Annotated in this window: 11 protein-coding genes; 5 read left to right on the forward strand and 6 right to left on the reverse strand. The window is 39.8% G+C overall.

The genetic code is table 11. From position 1 onward, the window contains the following. Positions 1-354: 354 nt before the first annotated feature. Positions 355-4,089: a response regulator gene (locus RDO88_RS10985; protein ID WP_307759415.1), complete on the reverse strand. Its 3,735-nt coding sequence runs from the start codon at positions 4,087-4,089 to the stop codon at positions 355-357. A 466-nt stretch (positions 4,090-4,555) separates the two neighbouring features. Between RDO88_RS10985 and RDO88_RS10990 the strand changes: the two genes are divergently transcribed. The 5 genes from RDO88_RS10990 to RDO88_RS11010 all read left to right on the forward strand — a co-directional run bounded on the left by RDO88_RS10990 (position 4,556) and on the right by RDO88_RS11010 (position 13,062). Next, on the forward strand, positions 4,556-5,545 hold the full coding sequence (locus RDO88_RS10990) for a hypothetical protein (RefSeq protein WP_307759416.1): 990 nt from the start codon (positions 4,556-4,558) through the stop codon (positions 5,543-5,545). Positions 5,546-5,686: 141 nt separating this feature from the next. Then, positions 5,687-8,062 carry a hypothetical protein gene (locus RDO88_RS10995; RefSeq protein WP_307759417.1) on the forward strand — a complete coding sequence of 792 codons (2,376 nt, stop codon included), beginning with the start codon at positions 5,687-5,689 and terminating at the stop codon, positions 8,060-8,062. A gap of 14 nt (positions 8,063-8,076) precedes the next feature. Then, positions 8,077-9,864 (forward strand): cytochrome D1 domain-containing protein, encoded by a 1,788-nt coding sequence (locus RDO88_RS11000; protein ID WP_307759418.1) that lies wholly within the window; start codon positions 8,077-8,079, stop codon positions 9,862-9,864. 125 nt (positions 9,865-9,989) lie between these two features. Further along, complete coding sequence (ccsA, locus tag RDO88_RS11005) at positions 9,990-12,302, forward strand: cytochrome c biogenesis protein CcsA (RefSeq protein WP_307759419.1); 2,313 nt, start codon at positions 9,990-9,992, stop codon at positions 12,300-12,302. 13 nt (positions 12,303-12,315) lie between these two features. Then, on the forward strand, positions 12,316-13,062 hold the full coding sequence (locus RDO88_RS11010) for a phospho-2-dehydro-3-deoxyheptonate aldolase (RefSeq protein WP_307759420.1): 747 nt from the start codon (positions 12,316-12,318) through the stop codon (positions 13,060-13,062). Between the two features lie 79 nt (positions 13,063-13,141). Here RDO88_RS11010 and RDO88_RS11015 read toward each other — a convergent pair whose 3' ends face one another. From RDO88_RS11015 to rsxA, 5 genes are all read right to left on the reverse strand, one after another. After that, a complete protein-coding gene (locus RDO88_RS11015) occupies positions 13,142-14,335 on the reverse strand; it encodes an iron-containing alcohol dehydrogenase (RefSeq protein ID WP_307759421.1) in 1,194 nt (397 codons plus the stop codon). A 7-nt stretch (positions 14,336-14,342) separates the two neighbouring features. Then, positions 14,343-15,860 (reverse strand): FGGY family carbohydrate kinase, encoded by a 1,518-nt coding sequence (locus tag RDO88_RS11020; protein WP_307759422.1) that lies wholly within the window; start codon positions 15,858-15,860, stop codon positions 14,343-14,345. A 99-nt stretch (positions 15,861-15,959) separates the two neighbouring features. Next, complete coding sequence (gene deoC / locus RDO88_RS11025; protein ID WP_307759423.1) at positions 15,960-16,541, reverse strand: deoxyribose-phosphate aldolase; 582 nt, start codon at positions 16,539-16,541, stop codon at positions 15,960-15,962. 414 nt (positions 16,542-16,955) lie between these two features. Further along, the gene (gene galE / locus RDO88_RS11030) at positions 16,956-17,990 is read right to left on the reverse strand and encodes a UDP-glucose 4-epimerase GalE (RefSeq protein ID WP_307759424.1); all 1,035 of its coding nucleotides are present in this window, start codon (positions 17,988-17,990) and stop codon (positions 16,956-16,958) included. 173 nt (positions 17,991-18,163) lie between these two features. Then, positions 18,164-18,742, reverse strand: a complete 579-nt coding sequence (rsxA, locus tag RDO88_RS11035; RefSeq protein ID WP_307759425.1) for an electron transport complex subunit RsxA — start codon at positions 18,740-18,742, stop codon at positions 18,164-18,166. Positions 18,743-18,765 lie beyond the last annotated feature (23 nt).

Below are 18,765 nucleotides of genomic sequence, written 5' to 3' on the forward strand. Positions count from 1 at the left end.
ACTATATTTCAATAATTTCAAAGAACTATTTATCCACTTTTACGGGACAGTAGTGGGTTAACTTTATTAATCACATAGCAAATACTCATTTGATTCGCTATGCAAAGGAACCTACAATATGGTAAAAGCATCCAAAAAAACATTTCACATGTTAAAACAATCCTACCAACGAAAGAATAATATAAGAAATGGGAGAATTTTAAAAAAGGATCTGCCTCTCAGCGATAAAATACTTATTATAAACGAATCCAAACAACGGTTATGAAAAAATCCTCTTACCATAAATCTCCTGAAAACGAACAAGACATACAGGCAAGAGGACTTTTTATCTGAAAATGGTAAAATACTTTCTGATTATCGTTCCGATTCTACCATTTGTGCCGAATCGTCTCCAGACCTTTTACGATTCACATAATCTTTGGGTGACATCCCAAAATGCTGAATAAAACAACGGGTAAAATAACTTGGACTGGAAAAGCCCAGTTCATAGGCGACATCCGATATCCGAACGTCTTCAACTTCCAATAATATGGACGCGGCTCGCTCCACACGAGCCATTCGGATATAATCGTTAGGTGAAATATCCATCACAGACTTTAGTTTACGGAAAAAAGTCGTCTGACTTACTCCAAGCTGTTCGCACAAGAAAGAGATATTCAGCTTATCACTAGTCAAGTTCTCCTCTACCAATTTACGGAACCGTTCCACCAACGCCTTATCGGACTTACCAGCCAGATTATCGATGCGAACAGAAGGTTGCGAATTGAAATGTATCTCCGCTTCTTTCTTCTTCTTTCCGACAATGGCCGCTATACGAGCCGACAAATATTTCATAGAAAATGGCTTCTCAATATACTCTTCAGCCCCGGCCATATAGCCTTCCAATTTGGCTTCAACATTATTTTTGGCCGTCAGCATTACAACGGGTATACCACTGAGTTCGACATCGTTCTTAAGAGAGCGACACAATTCACATCCATCCATTTTGGGCATCATCACATCGGTAACAACGATGGAAACTGGTTTTTTCCCAATAATCTCCAAAGCCTGAAGGCCGTTACCTGCCACTAATACCTGATATTGCTCAGACAGTGTTTTTTTAAGGAAAGAACGAAGTTCCGGCTCATCCTCAACTACAAGAACCACCGTATCAGAATTTTCTGAAGTTGATTTATCTACAATATCCGGTATTTCGCCATCGTCTGATACAGCCTCTATTGAGAAAACCAACTGCTGTGTCATTGGAAGCATCAACTTGAAATGCGTATAATCACTATCATCAACCAAATCCCAATGTCCATTATGCATTTCTGCCAACGAACGGCAAAAAGCAAGACCTATACCTGTACCAGACTTTTCTTTAACATCCTCTGTACGATAAAACATATTGAAAATTTTACTACGGTCGGTACCTTCAATTTTGGGACCATCATTGCATACAGACAAATAGAAATTATCTCCAGCCATACCTAACTCAATCTTAATGATGTGAGTAGCATATTTAACTGCATTGCTCAACAAATTGCTGACAATTTTGGTAAATGCTTCCCGATCGACCGGAGCTTCCAATGTAATCTGATCAAGGTTATGTTCACACAATAACTCATTTTGCTTGATTTGGGCAGAGAAACGATAAAGAATGGTTTTCAAAAGATCCGGCAAATTGGTCTTGACAAAATTCAATTGCAACTGTTCTGATTCCATTTTCCGGAAATCAAGAAGTTGGGTACACAAATTCTGCAACCGGTCTACATTTTTTTCTACCAACAGTAGATTTTCACTCTGATTCTTCTCCAATTCTTTATCCAGAGGAGCCTTAATCAAAGTAAGCGGAGTGCGTATTTCGTGCACAATAGTCGTAAAGAAATTAATTTTTGTATGATAAAGTTCTTTTTCTGTTGCGTCTTTTACCTCCTGAATATGAATTTGTTGTTTCTTCTTCATCTGATTGTGCCATCTCCATAGTAAAAACAGAATCCCCATTGTCACTATACATCCATACACCAACTTAGCCCACCAGGATGCATAAAATGGTGGGAGGATATCTATCTTGTAAGTGACTTCATTATTTGCCCATTCGCCATTATAATCTGTAGTCTGAATTCTGAGCGTATAGTTACCGGAAGAAAGACTCGGATAGGTAAAAGGAGTGCATCCCTGCTGAACATGCCAACCTTTGTCCAAAGGTTCAAGACGATATCTATAACGCAGTGCATCCGGAGCTGTATAAGTGAAAGAACTGAATTCGAATGTTACATTGTTTTCTGTATGATCAATTTCGAAAGCGGTATTATCGATGTTAAAAACAGTGCGTTCCAGATTTACACCCGTACAAATCAGTTTAGTAACCGCCGGTTTCGGAACAATTTTACTTGGTAAGAGCAGCGTAGGGTCAAAAGATGTGAATCCATTGATTGTACCGAAATAAAGAATACCGTTGACATCTTGAAAAGATGAACTTACATTAAAACGGTTCTCGGGCAAACCTTCTAAGGTTGTGAACACATAAGAAGACTGAGAAGCCGGATGAAAACGTACGAGTCCATAAGCCGTTGATATCCAAAAGAACCCCTGCCCATCTTCCATGATACGATAAGCATAATTGGTCGACGCATTCTGGTCGGAAAGGACATGGTTGACAAAACATGACTTAGACCTATCCAAACGTGCTATACCGGAAGAAGTAGCCACCCAAATTTCATGACTGCGTGTCTCCATTATCGATTGAATCGAACCGCTGTTCAAACGATATTTTTCCAACGTTCCGTCAACTGATATACACGCAAGTTCACTCAGACATACACACCAGATATTGCCTTCACTGTCTTGATACAACTGACTGCATGGAGCTATCCCCTCATACAAATCATCAAAACGATTTTCTTTTGCGTCATACTTTTGTACTCCAGCTCCCGTACCAATCCAAATTGTTCCATCGTCAGACTTCATAACGGACAAAACGAAATTTGACTTCAAATTAGTTCTTCCATCCTCAACCTTAAATGAACGAATCACTTGGCGTTTGTCAATATCAAAAACTTCAATTCCATTATCAAAGCTTCCACACCACAATTCACGCCCGTCCAAACAAAGCCCATGAATATTATTTGTTCCCAGTCCATTATTTTTGGAATAGTTGGCAAAGCTTCCATCGGATATATTATAACAGTTCAATCCGTTATCTTCAGTACCAATCCACAGATTGCTACCAGGACCTTTACAAAATTCCCGCACTACTGTACCTTCCAGACCGGGGTACTTCTTACTAGGCTTGAAGCTATTGAACTTACACTGGCTATTGGGTACATAAGAAAGTCCCCTAAAGTAACTACCACACCAGACGCCACCTTCTCTGTCTTTATAGAAAGAATAAATGGCATGATCCTGAATAGCAAAAACATCATGTGGATCTTTTTTCCAATGTTCAATCTCGTCCGTATTGACATCATAAATATAAATGCCATTTTCTGTTGCCACCCAACAAACAGACTGGGAATAACGTAAAATGTCACGGACATAATTTTCATAAAATATCTGCCGTGCTGTCTGCGTCCGCAAATCATACCGCCACAAGCCAGACGTTTTGGCTCCAATCAAAACGGTCTCGTCATTGACGGCCAGCATAACGGATATTTCACCAATATTCCATTGGGACAAATCATATTTCAACACAGCAATATCACCTTCACCGATAGACATACGATACAACCAACCATCTGTAGACCTTCCCCAAACATAATGTTCTGATTGAGTAAACCCAAATCCTACAGATGCTTCTACCTGGGAGCATTGTTTCTCATCCCTATCGTATCTTACAAACTTATCAGGATAGTTGAACCAATAATTACCAAGCTTGTCTACTATAGGAGCATTGAACATAGATTTCTCCATTATGGCATTTCTGACCAGATTACCTGTGGTTAGCTCATAAATATATCCGTTACTGAGCCACAAATTTTCATATCCATCAATCATTACCCAAGGAATATACCCACGAAGTTCGTCCCTATTATCGGGCAAAATATCGGCCAGTGCCACCACTTCATTACCATCAAACCGATAAACGCCCCGTCCTGTCGCCAGCCACAAATATCCCCTGTTATCCTAAACAATTTGAAGAATACTAGTTTGAGGAAGATTCAATTTGTCAAAATAGCAACGGAAATAAACAGCATTATTACCACTTTTCCCCCACGATATCCATGGAAGAAAAAGACAGAAACAAGCCAATAAAAATGTTTTCATAGGCATAGACAATCGCATAGCAGTAAGATAATTTATACGCTCCATAGTCAATAGTTCATCTTAACAGTCCCAAAAATAATGATATATATTGTTTTCTGCAAACCTAAAGTACAAACGACACCAATAAAAATAGTATTTGAAAAGTATATGGTAGGATAATGACATTATTCCCAAAAGTACAACTAGTAAAATCCTTCGTTATTTTAAATAGATAGTCTATGAAAAAGGATTGGGACAATAAAACAAGTTGAAAAGAAAGATAAAGGCGATTTTTGCTAAAAACAAATAAACCGTTTAGATTATCTATTTTATGGACTTTAATTTTCTTGAATTACTTATCGCATTTGCAGGCGGCATCTTCGGAGCCGCCATCGGAGCCTTCCCAGTATGGGTATTATGCGGATTAGCCGTATTGATTGGTGCAACAATCAATCTGACAACCGGCAATACCGATTTTATGAACTTAGTAGCTTGGGGAACATTTTTGGGACCACACACGTCTTTTGCCGGTGGATGTGCAGCTGCAGCTTATGCAGCCAAACAACACCTTATAGATAACGGGAAAGATATCTGTACGGCACTAGTCGGATTGAATAATCCGAAAGTGTTGATTGTCGGAGGAATATTCGGAGCAATCGGACACATTATATTATATATACTTTTTCTTATCCCTAACTATCGTGACATCGCCTGGACAAACACCATAGCACTAGCCGTGATACTTGACATGTTTCTGGCCCGATTGTTGCTGGGGAAAACAGGTCTATTAGGTAAACTTCCAGTAGGTGTAAACCGTTGGAAACCGATACCGGAACATGCATGGGTTATCTACCAGTCTGATCCTGCTCAAATGCTACTGTTAGCTATCGCCATCGGAGCACCGGCTGCATATATGGCAATTATCCTACCAGGAAGCAGTGGATTGGTATTTGGGTTCGCCACAGTTGCATATACATTCATGATTATGGGATATAACATTCCGGTAACTCATCATATAGCTCTGTCCGCATCAATGGTTACAGCTGCTACCGGGAATGTGGCTTGGGGAATCACTTTCGGAATATTGGCCGTCTATTTAGGAGAATTGTGTGCTGCTTTATTCGTTTATTATGGAGACACCCATATTGCCCCCCCTACAATGGCCCTGGTTCTGACCTTCACCATATACCCATTATTGGATTTCCTAAATGTATTTGAATATCAAAGCGAATGGACCTGGGTAATCCCTATCATTACTGCGTTCGCAGGATATATGTTATTCAACACATTAAGAAAAGAGACACAAAATAATAAGATATAATGTCTATAACCCAAAGAAAAATTCCGCATAAAACAACTTACTTACTCCTTTTGCAGTTTTTTATAAGGATTTGAAAGGAAAATGAAACTATTTTCCAATTTATCTGCCTTTCTTTGCATGACAATATAAAAGAACCAGATCATGAAAACATTTTCAATTTCAACATTACTGCTAGCTGCCTGTGGTACTTTCATTATAAATGTACCTCTTCAGGCACAACTGCCCAAAAAGAGTATATACCTGTCCGATAAAGCCAAACAGGTTTTGGCGGGAAAACAAATCTTATATATCGAACGTGACCAATACGCTCCCGACCATCATAATACCGCCACCCTGTTTCAGTATGGCGAAATCAATGAAAAAAGCTTTGCACCGGGAGGTGCCATGCGTGTATTCGATGTAGACAAAAAAAGCTCACGGACCTTGATCGAATTGAAAGATGGCATTGTGCGCGATCCGGAAATCTCGTTCGACGGAAAGAAAGTTATCTTCTCCATGCGAAAATCAGCAGAAGACTTCTATCATATATATGAAATGAATTTGGACGGAACCGGATTGAAACAACTGACATCGGCAAGCGGTATATCGGATATAGATCCGATTTACCTTCCTGATGGTAGTATTGTATTCACCTCCACACGCCAACCCAAATACTGTATGTGTAACCGCCACATCATGGGAAACCTATTTAGAATGAATGCTGACGGATCAAACATCACACAAATCGGTGTTAGTACTCTTTTTGAAGGACACTCTACATTATTAAACGATGGACGCATCCTATATGACCGATGGGAATATGTAGATCGTAACTTTGGTGATGCACAAGGGTTATGGACTGTCAATCCGGACGGTACTAAACACTCCATCTATTATGGTAATAATACAGCCAGTCCAGGCGGAGTCATTGATGGACGCCAAATTCCAGGTACAGATCTCGTTGCCTGTACATTTGGTTCATGCCACGACCGTCCTTGGGGTGCTATTGCCATTATCGACCGTAAAAAAGGCGTGGACGGACGGGATGCAGTTGTACAAATATGGCCCAAAGAAGCTATCAGTATCGTAGGAAATGGAGACTTGGATTCGTTCAAATGGATTGACCGCTTCTTTGAGGATCCGTTCCCTGTCAACAAAGAATTCCTCCTGGCATCACGTACCATATGGTTCAAGCGTGGTCCATGGAACATAGAAGATTCCAAACAAGGCATATACCTACTTGGACCTGATGGCATGGAAGAGTTGATTCTTGAAGGTGACAAAAGTTTGTACGATCCACAAATAATTCAATCCCGTGAAAAACCAGTTATACTGCCTACCATGCGTAACTTCAAGGACAACACCGGACGTTTTTATGTAGAAAATGTCTATGAAGGCACCCACATGGCCGGTGTAAAAAAGGGAGAAGCAAAATGGCTTCGTGTAGTGGAGTCTCCGGAAAAAAGAACTTGGACCATACAAGGATGGTTCGGACAAGGAGAACAAGCCCCAGGAATGAACTGGCACAGTTTTGAAAACAAACAAATATTAGGAGAAGTACCTATTGAAGAAGACGGTTCAGCCAGTTTCATTGTACCTGCTGGAAAACATGTTTATTTCCAGGTATTGGACAAAGATAAAAAAATGATCCAATCCATGCGAAGTGGTGTTTCACTAATGCCAGGAGAGATAAACGGATGTGTAGGATGCCATGAAGACCGACTCAGTATCCCGGCCCCAATGCCAAAACGGCCGATTGCCTTAAACAAAAAACCTGTTGAATTGTCAAAATGGATGGGGAAAGAACCATTCAAGTTTTCATTCATGGAACATGTACAACCTATTTTGGACAAGCATTGTGTAAAATGTCACGACTTCGATACCAATGACCGTAAGAAACTGGTATTGGCCAAGGATATGAACCCATTTTTCAACGCAGCCTATGTTAATTTGTATGTAAACAAGATTGTAAATCTCGTAGGTGGTGGACCAGCAGAAATCCAACAAGCGTACTCTTGGGGAAGCCATGCCAGCAAACTGACTAAAATCATAGATAACGGCCATAAAGGTGTCAAGCTAAGTTCTAAAGAAAAAGAAATACTATATACTTGGATGGACTTGAACAGAGTCTACTATCCGGTTTATGAATCGGCTTTTGACAATGCTTTGGCTGGAAGATGTCCGCTGACAAATGAGGAAGTAAATCAGCTGGCCGAACTTACAGGAATCAGTTTATGGAATCTGAACAATTTCTCCCGTCAATTGCAGGCACAAGTGGCCTTTGACCGTCCCGAGTTAAGTCCGATATTGGACGGTATCCGCAAAGATAAGGAAAAATATGAAAAAGCACTGTCTATCATAAAAACAGGTAAAAAGCGCCTGAAGGAAACGCCACGAGGTGACATCGAGAGTAAACTGGTGCCCTGTGAGCGCCATAAAGCTATGCTCCGAAAATATGCAGAAAAGTTGAAGAACAATGAAAATTTCAACAAATGTATCAATGACGGACAAAAGTTATACGATAAAGACCAACTTTAAATATGCAATAATATATGAAACGGACAATATATACATGCATGATCTCCACAATTCTGGCAACAGGATTGTGGAGTTTCAAAACCAGGGAAACCAATCAAGTGGAAGGAACACCCTTATATATGACGGACATAACTTTTTTAGGAAAGAATCTTCTGACCTCTGAAAAAGGTACGAAAGCAGTCAGTCTTTATTCACCGGACGGAAAAGAACGAATCAAAGTTTGGCAAACAGAAGAACCTCCCACAGGCGTTGTAACAGATGGGAAAAGAATATATGCTACAACCAGTTATGCAAAAGGAGGAGTAGAAATTATACAACCTGAAACCGAACAACCGGTAAAATTTATCCCGACAGGAAGAGGAGCTTGTTCTCCTACTCTCAGTAAAAATCAAAAATATTTATATGTATGTAACCAGTTTCAAACCACCATATCAGAAATTGATCTTACAACATTACAGGTAAAAAGAGAAGTCTATGTTCTGAGAGAACCCAAAAGTGCAGTAATATCCAATGATGGGAAATTTCTGTTTGTCGCCAATTTTTTACCTACAGGTAAAGCCAATCAGGATTATGTATCGGCGGCTGTTTCAGTTATCGACTTACTGACATTCAAAAAGATTAAAGACATACCTTTGGCAACCGGTAGTAATGCCTTACGGGGAATGACCATTAGCCCGGATGGAAATTATGTTTTCGTCACCCACAATTTGGGACGTTTCCAGATTCCAACCAGCCAATTGCAACAAGGATGGATGAACACAAGTGCAATGAGTATCATAAATATACACGACCTTAGTTACGGTGGTTCTATCCTATTGGACGAGGCAGACAGAGGGGCAGCCGGAATATGGGACATAAAGTGTACAGCAAAGCAGATTGTCATTACACACAGTGGAACACATGAAATCAGCATTATAGACTACCCTGCATTTCTGAATAAGTATCAGCAAGTCGCTGATAAAAGTACCCTATCATATGACTTAAAATTCATGGTAGGATTGCGGCAAAGAATTGCATTACAAGGAAATGGGCCCAGAGATTTTATACTCAATGATAAATATGCCTACATTCCAACTTATTTTTCTGACACCCTGAACATTGTCAGTCTGGATAATCCAACCAATATTCAAACGGTAGCATTGGTCAACAACAGAACAGAAAACGATATTGATAAGGGAGAAAAATATTTCAATGATGCCACCTATTGTTTTCAAAACTGGCAATCGTGCAATGGATGTCATCCGGGTGACGCACGTACAGACGGTCTGAATTGGGATCTTATGAATGACGGTATCGGAAATTCCAAGAACTGCAAAAGCATGCTTTTCTCACATGTTACAGCCCCCTGTATGATATCTGGAATACGCGAAAATGCAGAAAAAGCTGTCAGGGCAGGCTATAAATACATACAGTTCAATGAAGTTCCGGAAGATATCGCCAAATGTGTAGACGAATATCTGAAGCATTTACTGCCCGTTCCCAGCCCCTATTTGATAAACGGGAAGCTATCTGAGAAAGCAGAAAGAGGAAAGATTGTCTTCAAAAAATATAATTGTGACTATTGTCACAGCGGACCGTACTTTACAGACCGCCAGATGCATAGAATCGGAGATGATGTTGAATTTGAAAAAGGTTGGGACACTCCTACATTAAGAGAAGTATGGCGAACGGCTCCTTACCTGTTCGATGGTCGGGCTGCTACAATGGAAGAAGTATTCACCGTACACAAACATGGGCTAGAAAAGAGTAAAATTACAACCAAAGAAATAGATGAACTGGTAGAATATGTGAATTCACTCTAAAAAAACAAATATTCCATCACAAGATAGGCAATCCATCAGACTGTTCTATTATGCACATGGATTAATAAGATGTACAAGAGGGTTTGTCATATTCTTTTTCCCCATAATAATTCAGATATTACCAAATGAAAGAAAAAGTTATTACAGCCATAGGATCTTGGCAAACAACGCTTATTTTACTAACCATTTATGCAATATTGATTGGCATTGCTACAGGGATTGAAAAATATTATGGTACTTCTGCGGCAAGTAATATTTATCATCATCCGATGGTCGGCGTTTTATGGATATTGTTAATCGCCAATTGGCTAATCCGTACCTTTCGTAATAGAATTCCTGTAAAAAGACGTTTGGGATATTATTTATTGCATATCTCATTCATTTTTCTGATTGGAGGAGCATTATTCAGTCACTATACCAGTGTAGAAGGAATGCTACATGTACGTGAAGGAGAACAAACTAACGTTATATATACAGATCAAAAAGAAAAAGTAGTTCTACCATTTCAAGTCTATCTGAACGACTTCCAACTATTGCGATATCCAGGATCTGCCAGTCCGCGTTCCTATAAAAGTATCGTAACCATTTACGAAAAAAACACATACTCGAAAATGGAAATATACATGAATAAAGTTATTTCCATACAAAACTATCGGTTATTCCAAACAGCTTATGATGAAGATGAAGCAGGTACGATTCTTACTGTCAGCTATGACCCGATAGGTATGACTGTAACATATATAGGCTATATTCTTTTGTTTATGGGAATATTGTGGCTTCCTTTCCAAAGGCAATCACGAATAAGACTTCTGTTCAGTAAAATTAAAAGTTTGTCAATGTTGCTCTTATTTTTACCATGCAGTGTGATTCAAGCCCAAACGGACTGGAGCCGGATTCAGGTACAGAATCCTAACGGACGCATCGAGCCATTAGATACATATTGCAGAACATTGGTACGCAAAATACATCACTCAGAAACGGTTGATTCACTGAATGCGACCTCATTCATTTGGGACCTGTTGATAAAACCGGATTACTGGAACAAACGTTCTATTATATACCAGCCCAACAAGGATATCCGGAAAATTCTGAAACAGGAAGGTGATTATGTATGCTTCAATGATTTATTTGATACAGAAGGTAACTATCTGTTGAAAGATGAAATTGAAAACACCTACAATGTCCCTTCAAAACGCCACAGTAAACTCCAGAAAGATTTATTGAAATTGGATGAAAGAATCAACATTCTTCTCAGCTTAGAACAAGGAAAAATGCTCCCTATATTTCCATTGCCCAATGATGAAAAGCAGCGATGGTTTTCACCAGGAGATAGTTTGACTGAATTTGTTGGAGAAGACTCACTGTTCGTCAGCCACATTATACCTTGGTATTTCAGCGAGCCCAAGCAGGACATTATAGATATGATATCGGTTTACCAACAAAAAAAGACCAATTGCCCTCTTCTCACTGATACCCAATTGAAGATGGAATTGTTATATAACCAGATACGTCCATTTTACATTTCCGCATTTGGATATATCAGTGGGGGAATTTTTCTGTTATTATCCATCGTTCTACAAATGGCTTGTCAAAAGAAAGAATCTTTTCTACAACTGACTCAACGAACAATCACAATCATTATTCTCTGTTTTTTTCTGCTTCAAACAACAGGATTAATTACCCGCTGGTATATCAGCGGGCAGGCACCGTGGAGCAATGCCTATGAATCTATGATTTACGCGGCCTGGTGTACATTGGGAGGTAGCTTCATCTTCAGCCGACGTTCACTTATCACTTTGTCATTGGGAGCAATCTTTTCCGGCATCATCTTATTCGTTGCCCACATGAATCAAATGGATCCAGCCATCACACCTTTGGTTCCTGTCCTGCAATCCTATTGGCTGATGATTCACGTGGCTGTTATCATGGGAGGATATGGATTCCTGGCCATAAGTTTTCTTTTAGGCATTACAGGTCTTTCCCTTATGACTATACCCTGCCCAACTCCAATCATCATAAGAGAAATAAAAAAAATTGCTTATATTAACGAACTATCACAACTTATAGGATTGTGCCTAATGACAGCCGGTACATTTCTAGGTGCTATTTGGGCCAATGAAGCATGGGGAAGGTATTGGGGATGGGATCCCAAAGAAACATGGGCACTTATTACCATTTTAGCCTATGCTGCAATTTTACATACCCGTTATATTCCGAAACTGAACAATGAATTTGTTCTACACGCTTTATCTGTATTCGGATTCGCCACCGTTCTGATGACCTATTTGGGTGTTAACTATTATTTAACTGGAATGCATTCCTACGGAAGTGGAAATATACCGATGGTATCCTATATTCTCTCCATAGTCTTTCTGGCAACAATTATACTCAGTATCGTTGCTTTCCGAAAATTCTACGTACATTTTAAAACATACTGAAATATAACAAACCATGAATGAACATCGAAAAACGAGTTTACCAGACATCATAGCCGGACCATGCAGTGCAGAAAACCGGCAACAAGTAATCCAAACAGCACTTGCCTTAAAAACAATAGGTATCAGAACCATGCGTGCAGGAGTATGGAAACCACGTTCACGATACGGGAGATTCGAAGGCGCAGGTGAAGCAGCACTACCGTGGCTGCAAGAAGTTCAACAAGTCTGTAAATTGAAAGTAATGACAGAGGTGGCACTACCTATACATGTTGAAGCAGCTCTACGAGCTGGAATGGACATGCTATGGATTGGTGCACGTACAACAGCAAATCCCTTTATGATGAACGAATTGGCTGCTGCCTTAAAAGGAACACAGATTCCTGTTTTCCTAAAAAATTCCATTTGCCCAGACCTAAATCTATGGATTGGCAGTATAGAACGTTTACAGCTAGCCGGTGTAAATCAGCTGCGTCTAATACACAGAGGATTCTGCATATTGGACAACGAGCCCTATAGGAATTCTCCGCTTTGGGATTTACCTTGGAAAATGAAGAATCTGTTTCCTGACCTACCGATGTATTGTGACCCAAGCCACATAGCAGGAAAAAAAGAACTGGTATATGAACTTTGTACAGAGGCACTCAAACGGAACTACGAAGGGCTTTTTATCGAATGCCACACTTGTCCTTCAAAAGCCTTATCAGATGCCCAACAACAAATTACACCAGCAGAACTAAAGGATATGATTTTACAATTCTGACTGGTACCTTAAAAATAATCCCCCCATCTCTTTTATAACACAATCTGAGATGAGGGGAAATTTATTTTTCCATCTTTAATCAAAATGCAATTTTCAAAACTTCCATTATATCTTCACGACTCACAGGCGGAATACATTTCAGCATTCCATCTTGTCCAAAACTAACTTTTACCACACCATCAACAATAAATGGCAGATCTTCCCTACCTATGTTTTCTTCGTGAAGTGTCTGAGGAACTCCAATAGAACCTAAGAAACTTTTAAAATGTTCAATACCTTCTTGAATAACCTGTTCCTCACTCTTGCCTTTTGTCTCAATTTGCATCACGTTTTTGGCAAAACGGAAATAACGCTCCGGACGGCGTGTACACATATATTCCATCCAGGCAGGCATCAATATAGCCAATGAAGCCCCATGTGGCACTTTATGACGGGAAGTCAATACGTGGCCAACCTGGTGAATAGGTGTCCACGCATCACCAGGAGACGCCCAACCATTTATAGCGCAAGTAGCTGCCCATTGCAAATGAGAACGTGCGGATATATCAGATGGATTTTTCAATACTTTATCAACATTGTCAATAACGGTGCGCATGACACCTTCTTGAAAGTAATGTTGTAAATCGCTGTCTTCTTCTCCATTCAGATAGATTTCCAATACATGAGAAATGGTATCAGCGGCAGCACAGGCCGTCTGGAACGGCGGTAAAGTCAACGTCAGTTCAGGATCAATAATTGAAGTATTCGGATAAAGACACGTACTCCAAATATAGGATTTTTCTTGTAATGCCGCATTACTTACCACGGCACAATTATTCATTTCACTACCCGTTGCAGGCAAGGTAGGTATCATCATGGTAGGCAAAGATTTTTGAGGAGGAACAGCGTTAATATGATCATGCCTACTAAAGACCATATTCCACAAATCACCCTCGTAGAAAACACCTGCCGCTATAGCCTTGGCCGCATCCATAGCACTTCCTCCACCGACACCTATTACCATATCAGCCTGCATTTTCCGACAAAATTCTGCCCCCCGAGCTATGGTCGTTATTTCAGGATTAGGTTCTGCTTCATAAAAGGTGAAAACATTCAGCCCACTTTCCTTTAATAGCTTTTCAATTCTATTCATCAACGGCTCAAGGAAGTTCAGATCTTTATAAGAAACCAAACATACATTATTTCCTATTCTTTTTGCTTCTTCACCAATCCGTTTCAATTCGCCTGCACCAAATATTATGTGTACAGGATTATAATATTCAAAATTATTCATAGCTTTTTCATTTATTCATTTCTGCAATATAATTTACTAATTTTTCAAAACGTTCCTGAGCAGAATCATAGATTGAACGAACCTCCTGACGTGGAATGTACATCCTTTCCAAACGATGAATTCCATCAATCATTCCATAACCATTCCATAATTCTATTGCATTCAATGCCAGTGCTGCAGCCCCTAAACTTGCAGCTTCCTGATCAATGCATGTCTTTTCCACAGGAAGTTTATAAATGTCAGCGAAAATCTGCATCCATACAGAACTCTTAGCACCTCCACCAACGATCAGCATCTTTTCCAAACCCTCCTGATAACGGCATAATACATCCAACGCCATTCGCAAATTCATAGCAATACCTTCCTGAGTTGCACGAAGAATATCTGCACGAGTATGTTCGAGTTTTAACCCGAAAAATGCTCCTGTCATCTGCGGAATAGGCTCCATCATAGAACCTCCAGCCAAACTCGGATTAAAAAGGATACCATGTGCTCCTGGTACTGAAGTTTCAGCCAAACGGTTCATCAATTCATAGGCATCGGCCTCCCCACTCTTTTCGCGTTCCAACAAATCTGTACAGAACGTATTCCGTACCCATTGTTGACTCAAGCCGGCAGAAAATATACAAGTTGCCGAAGTATACATTCCCTTGATAACATGAGCAAAAACATAAGGTTTATATTTAAAATCAAGAACCGGATGCTCCGAAACCAATGCAATCCATGCCGAAGATCCCAAAGAAGTATAGATTCTTCCATCAACAATACCTTTAGCTCCCAAGGCCATACACGAATTGTCCACTCCTCCACACACGACCTTCACCCCCATTGGCAAACCCGTCTCGTCGGAAGCCTCTTGGGTAATCTCACCAACAATTCCATCAGATGGAATAATTTCCGGAAAAACTTCCGGTGAAATCCCAGCCAGCTGAATATAATCTTCACGATATGACCAGGTAGACAAAGAAAAAGCACCACTACCCGAAGCATAAGAATAATCTGTACACAAACGACCTGTGAAACGATAATTGCAATAATCCTTAGTACCGATAATCTTGTTTACTTTAGCGTACATTTCAGGTTCATGATGTTTGTACCACGCTATCTTGAACAAAGAATAACAAGCAGGTGGAAAACCGTTACCTGTCACCTCATACCATTCTTGATAATCAGTTTTACGAAAAAAGTCTTCAGCTTCATCAAGAGCACGCATATCAGACCAGATTGGTGTCTTGCAACGTAGCAAACTACCATCAGCCCCCATCGGAACAACTCCCAGACTATGACCGGATATAGCCAATGCCCGAATGGCCTTCAATGGTATCCTTCCTTGATCAAGCAACCGACGGGTTGACAAAACCAATGCTTGCCACCACTCTTCTGGTGCCTGTTCCTGCCAACCATTCGCCGAATAATATGTCTGATAGGGTACAAAGGTAGAACACACTATTTGTCCACCCTCATTTACAATAGAAGATTTTATTCCTCCAGTCCCCAAATCATAAGCTATTACTACATCATTCATCCGATTCGCGCTTTATACATTCTTTCATGATACTTAAGGCTGATTTATAACCGATTCCGAAACGACAGACACCAGCTTCATACATAGTTTCCAATGTTTCTAATGTACGGCCCCCCCAGCTACCTTCAATTTAATACGATTACCTACCGTTTGTTTGATCAGTTCTACATGATGCATATCTGTTGTACCAGCCCATCCTGTACCCGTTTTTACAAAATCAGCTCCCGAGTCCAGAACAATAGAAACAGCCTTTACAACTTCATCATCATTCAATAGCGGTACTTCAATTATAACTTTCAAAGGCAATGGTTGCACAGCTTCTTTCACCCGCTTTATATCCTGAAGTACATCCTCATACAAACCTGACTTCAATTTACCGATATTCATCACCATATCGATTTCATTACATCCTTGAGCTTTCAAGTCGACAGCTTGCCACACTTTACTTTCTGTCGTATCGCCACCAGAGGGAAAACCAACAATACCACCTATACCTACACTATTCGTTCCTTTTAATCCTGAAAAGACATATGGAAGCATGGAAGGCATAGAAAACACACAAACAAAATTGTATAATCGGGCACTTTCAACAATCAAGTTGACTTCTGCCAAAGTTGATTCTGCCCGTACGGCACTGATATCAATCAGTCTAGCCAATTCGGAAGATTTCAATTTTACCATAAGCGAAATGTTTTTAATCGCAGGCAAAATAAGTGAAACATCCAACAGAACGGATTCAAAATCCTATCAGAAACATACAATATTATTCCATCCATCAAATCGCAAGACAGACCACTCAATCAGCAAGGTACAAAGAAAAAGAAATATCAAAATCCTACCATTATCAAGCAAAATCCTTCTATCATTCAGCAGAAATTGATAAAAAAATAGGCCTTGTCGTCTCGACAAAGCCTATTCACAACACAAACACAAAATAAAACACGACAAAACTACTATGCAATTGCCTTTTTATGCTTAGCATAAATGGCCAAATATGGATATTCACATATACATACCGGTTAAGGCTTCTTGCTATCATAAAACAAATACTTTCTTGTATTTGTTCAATGCACTTGATATTTTTTTGTACTTTTTTTATTGAATACCTCTTTCACGAAGCTTCAACTGCCAATTCCATGCTGAACGTACAGTGTCTTCTATTGAAGTTTCAGCCTTCCAGCCAAGTTCATTATTAGCCAATGTAGGATCGGCCCATACCTTCACAATATCACCGGCGCGACGACCTACAATCTGATAGTTCAACTTAACGCCTGTAGCCGATTCAAATGCGTGAATCAATTCAAGTACAGAAAGTCCACGACCTGTTCCAATATTAAAGACCTCGACTTTCTCTTTCTGCTTTCCTTCAAGAATACGGTTAATGGCTACAACATGCGCTTTAGCCAAATCTACCACATTGATGAAGTCACGGATGCATGAGCCATCAGGGGTATCATAATCATCACCAAATACACTCAACTTTTCACGGATACCAATTGCCGTTTGAGTGAGATAAGGTACCAAATTCTGAGGAACGCCGTTCGGCAATTCACCGAGCAATGCACTGGGGTGAGCACCTATCGGGTTAAAGTAACGTAACAAAATAGCATTGATAGGAGCACCTGAAGCAACCGTATCATGAATGATTTCTTCGTTAATCTGCTTTGTATTGCCATAAGGAGATTCTGCCTTCTTTATCGGTGCAGACTCAGTTACAGGCAATACATCCGGCTGACCATAAACCGTACATGAAGAAGAGAATACGATTCCCTCCACTCCATGTTTGGGCATCAACTCAAGCAAATTAATCAAGGAAACCAGATTGTTCCGATAATATTTCAAAGGTTTTTCTACAGATTCACCCACTGCTTTGCTGGCAGCAAAATGAATAATAGCCTTAATACCTTTATATTTAGTGAACATGGCATCAAGTCCTTCCAGATCCAGACAGTCAAGCTTTTCAAAAGCCGGACGTATACCGGATACCTTTTCTATGTTATCTACCACATCGGCACTAGAATTGGACAAATTATCGATGATTACCACCTCATAACCTGCATTCTGAAGCTCTACAACGGTATGAGAACCAATATATCCGGTTCCACCTGTCACTAATATTCTTCCTTTCATAAATAGAGACGTTTTTAGTTTTTCGGTTATTTTTATAGCTACAAAAGTAGCAAACATTTTTCATTATATACAGAAAAATAGGAAAAAAAAACATGCCGGTCTGTTATTTTGTGACAGACACTTATCTGTACACAGACTAACAAACCGGCATGAATAACAATTATTCTATTCTATCAAATCTTTACGACTCCAGAGAAACCCATGAAAGCCATAGCCAGCAATCCAGCTGTAATCAATGCGATTGGAGTCCCCTGCATACCCTTGGGAATATTGACCAGACTCATTTGTTCGCGCAAACCGGCAAACAAAGTCAGTGCCAATCCAAAGCCTAAAGCCGTAGAGAAAGCATAAACAACTCCGGTCAACAGATCATAGTTTTTCTGTATAACCAGAATAGCCACACCCAAAATACAACAGTTTGTTGTAATCAGCGGCAAAAATACACCCAAAGCCTGATACAACGAAGGAGAAACTTTCTTCAGGATAATTTCTACCATCTGTACCAAGGCTGCAATTACAAGAATAAAGGTGATTGTCTGCAAATAACCCAAACCAAAGGCATCAAGTACATATTTCTGTAACAGGAAAGTTACAATCGTAGCAATAGTAAGCACAAATGCCACTGCTGCCGACATACCCAGTGCCGTATCGATTTTTTTGGAAACTCCTAAGAAGGGACAGATTCCCAAAAATTGTGACAGTACAATGTTATTGACAAATACTGCCGAAATGAATATCAGAATATATTCCATATTGCTTTAATTAAGAATAAACA

The sequence above is a fragment of the uncultured Mediterranea sp. genome (assembly GCF_902493215.1).
GTDB lineage: Bacteria > Bacteroidota > Bacteroidia > Bacteroidales > Bacteroidaceae > Bacteroides.

Coding starts and splice junctions, on each gene's coding strand:
- galE (WP_307759424.1), bottom strand. CDS start 17,990: ATGAAAGGAAGAATATTAGTGACAGGTGGAACCGGATATATTGGTTCT.
- ccsA (WP_307759419.1), top strand. CDS start 9,990: ATGAAAGAAAAAGTTATTACAGCCATAGGATCTTGGCAAACAACGCTT.
- RDO88_RS10995 (WP_307759417.1), top strand. CDS start 5,687: ATGAAAACATTTTCAATTTCAACATTACTGCTAGCTGCCTGTGGTACT.
- RDO88_RS10990 (WP_307759416.1), top strand. CDS start 4,556: ATGGACTTTAATTTTCTTGAATTACTTATCGCATTTGCAGGCGGCATC.
- RDO88_RS11015 (WP_307759421.1), bottom strand. CDS start 14,335: ATGAATAATTTTGAATATTATAATCCTGTACACATAATATTTGGTGCA.
- RDO88_RS11000 (WP_307759418.1), top strand. CDS start 8,077: ATGAAACGGACAATATATACATGCATGATCTCCACAATTCTGGCAACA.
- rsxA (WP_307759425.1), bottom strand. CDS start 18,742: ATGGAATATATTCTGATATTCATTTCGGCAGTATTTGTCAATAACATT.
- RDO88_RS11010 (WP_307759420.1), top strand. CDS start 12,316: ATGAATGAACATCGAAAAACGAGTTTACCAGACATCATAGCCGGACCA.
- deoC (WP_307759423.1), bottom strand. CDS start 16,541: ATGGTAAAATTGAAATCTTCCGAATTGGCTAGACTGATTGATATCAGT.
- RDO88_RS11020 (WP_307759422.1), bottom strand. CDS start 15,860: ATGAATGATGTAGTAATAGCTTATGATTTGGGGACTGGAGGAATAAAA.